The organism is Commensalibacter sp. A3DC (assembly GCF_047307945.1).
Classification (GTDB): domain Bacteria; phylum Pseudomonadota; class Alphaproteobacteria; order Acetobacterales; family Acetobacteraceae; genus Commensalibacter; species Commensalibacter melissae.
In genome coordinates, this window is sequence record NZ_JAXOQA010000071.1 from 1 (window position 1) to 7,568 (window position 7,568).

The 7,568-nt window shown below is 43.0% G+C and carries 7 protein-coding genes; all 7 read right to left on the bottom strand.

All coding sequences use genetic code 11. The annotated features are described in order from the left end of the window. The coding region (locus U0839_RS07745) for a hypothetical protein (RefSeq protein ID WP_413550414.1) at positions 1–478 on the bottom strand (478 nt) is incomplete at its 3' end. A gap of 343 nt (positions 479–821) precedes the next feature. Next, positions 822–998 carry a hypothetical protein gene (locus U0839_RS07750; RefSeq protein ID WP_413550415.1) on the bottom strand — a complete coding sequence of 59 codons (177 nt, stop codon included), beginning with the start codon at positions 996–998 and terminating at the stop codon, positions 822–824. Positions 999–1,110: 112 nt separating this feature from the next. Further along, on the bottom strand, positions 1,111–1,884 hold the full coding sequence (locus U0839_RS07755; protein WP_413550416.1) for a hypothetical protein: 774 nt from the start codon (positions 1,882–1,884) through the stop codon (positions 1,111–1,113). Further along, the gene (locus U0839_RS07760) at positions 1,871–2,131 is read right to left on the bottom strand and encodes a hypothetical protein (RefSeq protein WP_122123549.1); all 261 of its coding nucleotides are present in this window, start codon (positions 2,129–2,131) and stop codon (positions 1,871–1,873) included. Before U0839_RS07760 ends, U0839_RS07755 begins: the two co-directional genes overlap by 14 nt. Before the next feature lie 17 nt (positions 2,132–2,148). Next, positions 2,149–3,987: a hemagglutinin repeat-containing protein gene (locus U0839_RS07765; protein ID WP_413550417.1), complete on the bottom strand. Its 1,839-nt coding sequence runs from the start codon at positions 3,985–3,987 to the stop codon at positions 2,149–2,151. A 98-nt stretch (positions 3,988–4,085) separates the two neighbouring features. Continuing rightward, on the bottom strand, positions 4,086–4,925 hold the full coding sequence (locus U0839_RS07770; RefSeq protein WP_413550418.1) for a hypothetical protein: 840 nt from the start codon (positions 4,923–4,925) through the stop codon (positions 4,086–4,088). Beyond that, on the bottom strand, positions 4,922–7,568 hold a 2,647-nt coding region (locus U0839_RS07775), incomplete at its 5' end, for a hemagglutinin repeat-containing protein (RefSeq protein WP_413550419.1). The genes U0839_RS07770 and U0839_RS07775, both read right to left, overlap by 4 nt.

Below are 7,568 nucleotides of genomic sequence, written 5' to 3' on the forward strand. Positions count from 1 at the left end.
TGATAGTATCTCTAGTTTTAATATCATAAAAATCAAATCCTCCTCTATCTCCAAGAGGATCAATATTAGTAAATTCAGTATGTGCATTTCCAGGATAGAACATATTCCATGTTTGCATAGCACCTTGTCCCGTTACTCTTTTCTCACTGTCAATATACCCTGCTGCTGCTGTTAAAATCGGACTACTAATTGAGGATTTGAAAATGATATAATTATTTTTATCAACTACTATCCCTAGTTTAGTATTTTTACCTTGGCCAGTTCCTAATGCAACACCACCTTCATATCCTAGTGGATCAAATATAACCTGTCCTGAAACAAAACAATTATTTGAACCAAAATTTAATTTTGAAGTTTTATTAAGTGCATTGTTTTGAGATATTTTGGTATTATCTTCTGCATGAATGTTTGATAATTCAAAACCTTTAATTATCAATATGAGGCTTGTAAAAACCTGCAATATTCCCTTTAAAGTCATTTAATTCAACCCAAGAAAATTATAAAAATAAATTAATTTTAAAATAATGTTTAATTAATGAAATTTTATGTACAAAAAGCGCGAAACATTAATTAAGCATATTGTCACAAATAATTTTTTTAATACACGTATCGTATCTAATTAATAAAATTATACCACTAACATCGTAAAAGAAACCTATATTACTATTACTAATCAAATATTTATTAATTGTTAAAAATTCTGATTTAATTAAGTTTAATAGTACACAAGAAATAAAAAGTATTTTTATAAATAAAAAATTGAAAAATTTTTTTAATCATTTATTTAATAAATTTTTTTACATTATAGGATATGATTTTAATTATTTAAAATAATGAACAAAATTTATGCTTTTACTTTTTTTCATCTTCCCTGCATTCAGGTTGACATTACCCTCGGTTGAGATAATGTCACTAGCCGTATGCAGGGAATTGGATGTCGATTTTTTATCAGTGACGTTCTTTTGGCCAATTTGTACGCTCAATTGCGCCTCGTTCATGAAAAAACCGAACTTTTTCGTTTGGTGATAATCATATGTTAAATTCAATTATCATCTGCGTCATGCCCGCAATCAGCCTGTTTAAATCACCCAAAGGAAACCACTGCCGTGTCTATTTCTTCTTGTTAATGTTTGCCTCCACCTTAACAATTTCAGGGTTTTCCTGATTGATGAGATAAACCTTATACTGTCCAATCATGTCTGGATAATTATGCCATACTGCCGCTGTTAAATGATCAAGAATATAGGCAGCATTATTTGCTTCCGTGTTGATTGACCCAAAGCCTTCAAATATCGTTTCATAGTTGGATGGATGTTCCGGAGCTATACATAATTTTGAACTTAGTGTATTTAAAACACACTTTAAAAGACTGTTATCCCTTCCTACCGGTCTGACCAGTCTAACTTTATAGTCGACATATTTATAGGTAAACACATCCGCGTTTGTTTTCCACAACTCGGGATTTCCATTGGTATCAGTGAATAGAGGGGTTTGATAGGTTCTCACAACCGTATCATCCTTCGTCGTGTCTCTATTTGTATCTATCAAGGCAATGACATTTGGATGACCATCATTCTTTGGATCCAACCCATCATTGACAACCCTATATCCCAATTCCTTTAAATATTTTTCTGTATAATATTTAGATGTTATGTTATAACGTGCAGCTTTATCATAAGTCAACCAATCCTTATCATCGCTTCGTGCCTTTTTGATTAATGCCGGAAGATTATATGGCACAAGGACGGCGATGACATCATTAGTTTTGGATAGGGGTCTGGCTGTGCCCAGTCTATTATTAACAGGTACATAATATGTTCTAGGTCCACAGGCTGAAAGTAGCAAGCATAGTCCAAATCCGTAAAGATAGTTAGATTTTGTCATTCTGGTTTCCTTTTTGTGAAGAGGCTTTCTGTCCCTGTGAACTGGTCATGGGTTTTAGCGGATTTCTGGACCTGCCATCCTGATCACGGGGCTTTCTCGCATGTTTGAGGTCCGGATTGCTTATATTTGGCGCATTCTGTTTCAATGCTGTCAGGCCACCCGCTGTCGCGTCAAGGGACATGTTGTCGCCAGAGGTCGCAATACCCGCCAGTGCTCCTGATCCCCCAACTATCACGTTCTGCGTCATGCCCGCAATCAGCTTGTTTAAATCATTTGTCTCATCATATGTCGGATTTTTTGTGAAACATTACCTTTTTGATCCTTGTTTTTAGAATACTGAATTTTTTCTTTATAATGTGATCTTTTTTGATTTTGTTGATTATTATCCTCTTTATTACTTGGCTTGAGAGGATTTTCCCTTGGAGGAGCTATTTTGTCAGCAATTACCTGACCGATATTTGGCAGCTCTGTATTGACAGCATCAGCCGCGGCAACACCCGCAACCGTTGCGCCAACATCCCCGCCCCCAAGCGCAGCCCCTGTAATAGAGGCAATTCCAGAAGCCACCATCTTCATTATGTCCCTATCACTGATTTCACCAGATGGGGTGGCCGTTACATTCGTGCCCTTGCCGCCATTGGGCTTAAGGGCGTTCCCTGACTGCGCATGATTGTCCCGGTTGGGTTTCTTGTCATTGTAAACCGTGTTGATAATAGCATCCGATATGGTGTTGATCGTCTGCGTAATTTCATTCTGTTTCTTGAAATTGCTGTCAATTTTATTCGCATCAAACCGATCAGCAAGATAACCATTGGCTGCATCTGGATCACGAGAGATAGTGCCCGTAATTGATCCCGCATTGATGGTTATATTCTCCCCTATGGCCGCTTCCGTCTTAGAATGCTCATTATGTGTGGTAATATTACCCGTAAAGCCGGGACCAACAACCTTGTTCAAAACATTGCCGGGCAATAGATTGTTTTCTTTCTCGTCAGTGGCTACACCGGCAACCGTATACTGGCTCTTGAGCGTTTCGGTTCCATTGACATTAAGTCCGCTCCAAATCGAATGGTTATCAAGACTGTTGCCAACCAACCTGTCTGTATTGATGACATTCTTCGAGGCATCTGCAGTGCTAGTAATCGCCCCACCATTGATGGTGGTCGTTCCACCAACATTGATATCAAGTCCCCCGCTGCCAGCCTCAATTCCAGAAACATGCTTTTCCGTTGAGAGATAATTGTTGTGAATATCCTTGACACCACCCGTGATTGTACCTTGGGATTCAGGTATGTCAGGAGAGCTGCCTCCAGCCAAACCAAAACCCGCAAGGGGTATCCCGGCCTGCATTCCAAGTGATTTCGAATCACTGTCATACCTGTTACGGTTTTGCGGTGTGGTTATGTTCATGCTTCCCGTATTGATTGCTATGGATCCACTGGAGGTTTTTCCATCAAGAATTGAACCTTCTTCTGTAGGAATTTTATTGGTGATATGCGCACCATTTAAATTCAGGCTGCCGTTTTTATTATTAATAATTACGGAATGTTGTCCATTCACAATCGTATCGATAGCGGTCGTGCTGGAAGAATGCATATTGCTACCGCTCAATGCCATATTGGCGTTGATCATTGCGCTTCCACCCCCCATACCGATATCAGCTGTGACCCCTACACCAAAAGATTTGCTTGATGTTTTCCTTTTCGCTTTGTCAGTGGCATGACCTGCATTCAGGTTGATGTCCCTGCCGGCATTGAATATCACGTCATTGCCATTAATCGTTGCCGCCGTGGCATTAATATCATTTTTTGCATTGATGCTAACTTTTCCACCTGCCGATACAACTGATCCCGTATCCCTGGTTGATTCCGTTGTCAGATGAGATTTGTTGGAGGAATGACCAATCGAGGCATATGCACCAACCAAATTATAATTTGCAGCTGAACTGTTATTTTTATTCGCTTTATTAATTTTGTCTATTTCTTGGGGAGTCATATTGCCTTTAATGGCTTGATCTTTGATCCCTGCTTTACCCAAACCGGTATCTATACCGGCATAACCCGCTTTAATACCATTAGTTAATATTGATGCCGGTAATCGCACTCGCCCCGCCAATGATACCGGTATGGATCATGCCGCTGGCCATCTTGTTTATATCTGTCGTGTCGTCATATCTATAAGAAAGAAGATTACTATAAATATTATTTTGGAATATCAGTAACTTTGGTGACCTGGAAGAAAGGCTGGCTGATTTGAATTACACGTTTTTTACCCAGCAAGTTGGGATATTGATACAATATCGATGACACCAAATGATTTTCGATATAGTCCGGATCTCGTGCACTTGTGGTCATCGTGCCCACACCGTAAAAGATTGTTTCATAATGGGAGGTATCTAGCCAATAACTGTCAGGAAAAGTACAAAAATTTGTACTCAAAGAGGAATAATTACATTGATAAAGGGGATTGTCTTTACCAATAGGCCTTACCAGTTTAATTCCTATAGCCACCTTATTCATGGTGACCTCATCGACATGGTTTGTCCACATGGTGGTCGCACCTGTGCCTGGATCACTTGAATATGGTTCGTTGGATATAAACCTTTGTGTATAGGTATTAACTAATCTAGAATCAACCAATGCATATACGGTTGGCTTTCCTCCATGCGTCATGGCCTGTCTTTCATTACCCTGGCTATCAATCCAGTCTATTTTTTTTGCTTGTCCACTATCACCAGAATGAAGACCTGTATCAGTTAATTGGTATCCTAAATCTTGCAATCTCTCTTCCGTATCAAGTTTAGCCATACCAATATAAAATGCAAGTTTTGAACCTTTATCATACCAATTAGGATCATAACTTCTTGCTTTAGCTATATATTTTGTCAACCTTTCCGGAACAACGACCCTGATTACATCATCCGTTTTGGAAAGGGGCTTCGCAGTCCCCTTCTCGTTCCAGATAGGAATGTAAAACTTGTTGGCACAGGCGGTTAGAGACAAACACAGCATCATTAAACTAGCCAAAGAATAAAGTCTCATTTTGTATCCCCTTTCTTTTCAGTCTGTTCAGCTTCGGGTTTCGACCCCGCTTTACCGGCCGGCTTTTTGCCCCTGTTTTTGCCCTTCTCAACCTTGGGTGCATTCTGGGCCAGTCCTGTCAGGCCACCCGTGATGGCGTCAATGGCTGTGTTGGTGCCATTGAGACTGTCACTGCCGCCCATGATGCCGGTAATCGCACTCGCACCGCCAATGATCCCGGTATGGATCATGCCGCTGGCTATCTTGTTTATGTCCGTCATGTCATCGTATTTGATATTATGTCCATTTATATTTTGTGTTTGTTGTTTTGAAGAAGTTTGCGTTATATCTTGACCATATCCTCCTTTTTTATTCGTAGTATTTCCACCCTGATGATAATTAGGGCTATTGGGATTTAGTCTATTGTCATCCTTTCCGAAAGGACCATCAGGGAAGAAGTGGTTATAGATGATGTTGCCAGCCAATCCACCGACTGCACCCGCGGCCGTTGGCCCGACATTGCCACCCCCCATGATCGCCCCGCCAATCGAGGACGCGGCCCCGACTATCGCCGTGGCGTTCGCGCCATTGATCAGGGATTCATCAGGTTTCTTATTCAGGCCGATTTCCGAAAGCGCATGATTGAGATCCAGTTTGTCCTCTTCGTTTTTCACGTTCTCCGCACGCTTGTTCGCACTGACAACCGTGTCGACAATCATGTTGCCATACTTGTTCATGACCTCTGTCGCCTTGTTCTGGAGATTGAAGTCATTGTTGATCTTGCCAGGATTGAACTTGTCCTCCATATAGCCGTTGGCCTCGTTGATATCATGCGAGAAATGGCCACTCACGCTGCCCGCGTTCACGACGATATTGTCCCCGATCACGGATTCAGTCGTTGAATGCTTGTTGTGAACGATGCTGTTGCCAGATATCCTCGTGCCCGTTCCGTTCCCGAGTATGTTTCCAGGAATGTTCATGACTTCCTTACCACCCTCAACCGTGCCAACCGTATCTATAGCGTATTTGGTATCAAGATTTTGTTTCATCTGGATATCGAAACCGCTCCATATCGAATGGTTCCTGACTGAATTGCCCTGCAGGCTTCCTGTGCTGATCTGGTTTCTGGAGGCATCGGCTGCACTGGTGATGGCGCCGGCTGTCAGGGTCGTGTCCCCCCTCACATTGACATTCAGCCCTCCCGTGCCGGCATAAAGTCCGGACATCTCCTTTTCTGTTGACGCGTAATCATTGTCAATGACACGTATGTCCCCAAAAAGATCAACGTTTGTATAGGGCGTGTCAGGTTTATTGGGTTTGTCATTACTTTGTAAAAGAACATCATTTTGTTTTGATGAACCTTTAGGCTGTTCACCCCAATTGTGATAGTCGCTAAGGGGTGTGCTGAACTCCATGCCAACCGTCTTGTTGTTGCTGTGATACCTGTTGACATTCTGCGGCGTTGCAATGTACATGCTTCCTGTGTTGATGGTGATGGAACCGTTGCTTGGTGTTCCCCTGGTGATTGTTCCATCCCCGTTTTTCACATCGGGATTTTTGTTGACAATCTGCGCCCCATTGAGGGCAAGCCTGCCGTTTTCATTATTGATGGTGACCGAGTTTGTTCCATTCACGACCGTGTCAATGGCCGTCTTGCCATAGGTCGTGGTTTTGCCCCAGCTCACCGATGCATCACCTCTCGCTCCAAACGCGAACCCGTGCGCTCCCACATTGGCATTCGCCCCTATGTCCTCCCTGTTGCCGGAGCTGGTCGTCTTGCTTCGACTGGTTCTGTATCCCGCATCCAGGCTGATATCCCGGCCCGCGTTGAATATCACGTCGTTCCCGCTGATACTGCTGGCCGTGGCATTGATATCCTTCACCGCATTCACACTCACTTTCTCTCCAGCCTTTATGGTCGATCCGGTATCCGTGACCGTCGTCGACGTCATGTGACTCTTATTCGTTGAATGCGTGAAGGTCGCCGTGATCCCTATAAGGTTGTAGTCAACGGCTGTCGCCGCTCCATGGGCAAACGCTCCCGTCAGGATCCCGCTCTTCCCCAATCCCGCGTTGAGACCCTGGCTCGCCATGTCCGCGGCGTTTAGCGCCTCCATTCTCTCATCCGTCGTGTTGGCCGCCGCAAAGTCCGTCTTCGCAAGATTCGCCAGCAAGCCACTAGCACTCAGGCCTATCCCCGTAAAGCTGTCCTTATGTTTCTGGTCGCCCTTGAAAACATCCTGGACCGCATTGAAATTCACTGAATCTCCGGACATATTGATATCCCTTCCCGCAATAACATTGGAACCGTTGATATTGATATCCTTCCCTGCATTCAGGTTGACATTACCCTCGGTTGAGATAATGTCACTGGCCGTATGCAGGGAATTGGATGTCGACTTTTTATCAGTGACGTTCTTTTGGCCAATTTGCACGCTCAATTGCGCCTCGTTCGTGAAGAAACCGAACTTCTTCGTCTGGTGATAATCATATGTATCGTTGGAATAGTTTAGCGCGTTCTCGGTTATATTGCCGCCAGCGTTGATATTAACATCATTTTTGGACGCGACAGCCCCTGCCAGGCTAACATCGTTTTTCGCAGAGATGCCGATTTGTCCACCCGCAATGACAGCCGATCCAATATCATTGGTATAGGCTCTTTTT

Bases quoted from the DNA above. Each gene is read 5' to 3' on its own strand.
- U0839_RS07750 (WP_413550415.1), bottom strand. From the start codon at position 998: ATGAACGAGGCGCAATTGAGCGTACAAATTGGCCAAAAGAACGTCACT.
- U0839_RS07755 (WP_413550416.1), bottom strand. From the start codon at position 1,884: ATGACAAAATCTAACTATCTTTACGGATTTGGACTATGCTTGCTACTT.
- U0839_RS07760 (WP_122123549.1), bottom strand. From the start codon at position 2,131: ATGACGCAGAACGTGATAGTTGGGGGATCAGGAGCACTGGCGGGTATT.
- U0839_RS07770 (WP_413550418.1), bottom strand. From the start codon at position 4,925: ATGAGACTTTATTCTTTGGCTAGTTTAATGATGCTGTGTTTGTCTCTA.